The sequence below is a fragment of the Moorena sp. SIO4E2 genome (assembly GCF_010671945.1).
Classification (GTDB): domain Bacteria; phylum Cyanobacteriota; class Cyanobacteriia; order Cyanobacteriales; family Coleofasciculaceae; genus Moorena; species Moorena producens.
On sequence record NZ_JAAHIE010000460.1, the window covers coordinates 4,205 to 5,922 of the forward strand.

Genomic DNA, 1,718 nt, shown 5'->3' on the forward strand with positions numbered 1-1,718 from the left:
ACAAAGAAGGGTGTGCCGCTCAGTCCCAATATTTCTGCTAGCTGCATGTCTTCTGCAATAGCACGATCAGCTGCGTTCCGATCTCGGTTAAACTCCTCTAGGTCTAAATTTAGGTCTTGGGCAATGGCAAGATATAACTCTTCTCCTAATTGCTTTTGATTGGCGAAGAGGGCATCATGGTACTGCCAGAATTTGCCTTGTTGAGTGGCGGCCCAAGCTGCTTGAGCGGCTGGCAGGGCTTGGGAATGAATGCTGGTAAGGGGGAAGTGTTTGTAAACTAAGGTTACTTCATCCCCATGGTTTGCTATAAACTGCTTGACAGTGTCGTGAGCTCTGGCACAGAAGGGACACTGAAAGTCTGAGAATTCTACTAGCACAATTTTATCTTCAGTGGAGCCAGTGGTGGGGGAGGAACCAATGAAGGCTTGGGGATTGGTTTTGAAGCCCTGCAAGATTGCTTGCTGTCGCTGCTGGCTTTCCCGTTCCAGTTGCTGCTGGTATCTCTGGACCGATTCTAGGATTACTTCTGGGTGCTTGCGGATGACGTCGAGTATTTGTTGTTCTAGTTGAGGAGTAATGTTGGGGGCTGCTGTGGCTGGGAGTGACCAGGTTGAGAAGGACAGGAGTAGGAGTAATCCTGTCAGTGATAGGGCTTTCTGGAAAATGCTAAGGAGCTTAGTGAACATGATTGTCTTAAATGGAACCAAGGCATAGGTTATCTCACATCAGGCAACATCGGCAACGGATCGGTAACGGATGGATTAATCGGTGGGATTGTCGGGAATTTGAAGATGTTATTATAATTTTTGCCTAATTCCATGCATTGCGATTCACCCTCCAGACGTAATCCTGGCATCCCATAAAAGAGGAAGATGTCTTCCTCTGTGGAAGACACCTATAAATGTCTTGATAGTCTTATTGTCTATCAATAAATCTCTTAGACATCAGGGTTATTTGCACCAGTTATTTGCACAAAATGTATTGATGTTGGTGGTCAGAAAAATAGCCCCAAACACGACGCATGTCATTAGTACCAGTGTTAAACTTCCAATCGATATCATTAACTCCTGTGACATACCAGCCAGACCATGAACCATTTAACCAACGAATTTTATAGGCAACAACATCACCCACCGCCCAAAATTTGATGGTCGATCTCTGTATTTAGTCCTTTATACCATCCAGGACTTTTTCCAGTTGGAGGTAGACCAGACTGGTCAGATCCTTGCAATGTACAAGTAGCTTGAGTGCGAAGTTCATATTGGATGCAGTCACTTCCACGACACCCATTAGCGGCAAAGGCAGGCTGGGCTGACAACATGGTTATTGCTGCAAGAATCAAAGAACTTAAAACGATCAAGATCCTCTTTTTTAGCTTACTCATGACTCTGGTTTACTCTTTACTTCAATTAGGTACTTAGGGATGGAAATCAGGTGAATAAATCTCACTGACCTTGAACCCTTTTCTAATATCTAAAAAGTATTCCTAGGTCGGCAGTACCCTTAAGGGTACTATGACATTTTTTAATTTGGTGAGGTACAGAGTCCTGGGTTTTATGGAACAGGGAACAGAGAACAGGCAACAGATAATAGGCAAGAGGCAACAGGCAACAGGCAACAGGCAACAGGCAACAGGCAACAGGCAACAGGCAACAGGCAACAGACAACAGGCAACAGGCAACAGGCAACAGACAACAGGCAACAGGCAACAGGCACAA

Annotated in this window: 3 protein-coding genes and 1 pseudogene; 1 reads left to right on the top strand and 3 read right to left on the bottom strand. The window is 45.1% G+C overall.

The window, feature by feature from the left end; genetic code table 11:
• The 3 genes from F6K37_RS30435 to F6K37_RS30445 all read right to left on the bottom strand — a co-directional run.
• Window positions 1–686: DsbA family protein (locus tag F6K37_RS30435; protein ID WP_287254244.1), on the bottom strand; the 686-nt coding region annotated here is incomplete at its 3' end.
• A 29-nt stretch (window positions 687–715) separates the two neighbouring features.
• Window positions 716–895, bottom strand: a complete 180-nt coding sequence (locus F6K37_RS30440) for a hypothetical protein (RefSeq protein ID WP_287254246.1) — start codon at window positions 893–895, stop codon at window positions 716–718.
• A 68-nt stretch (window positions 896–963) separates the two neighbouring features.
• Complete coding sequence (locus tag F6K37_RS30445) at window positions 964–1,134, bottom strand: hypothetical protein (protein ID WP_287254248.1); 171 nt, start codon at window positions 1,132–1,134, stop codon at window positions 964–966.
• Window positions 1,135–1,532: 398 nt separating this feature from the next.
• On the opposite strand from F6K37_RS30445, the pseudogene F6K37_RS30450 reads away from it, so the two are divergent.
• A pseudogene (locus tag F6K37_RS30450) lies at window positions 1,533–1,718 on the top strand (6-phosphofructokinase); the annotation flags it as partial.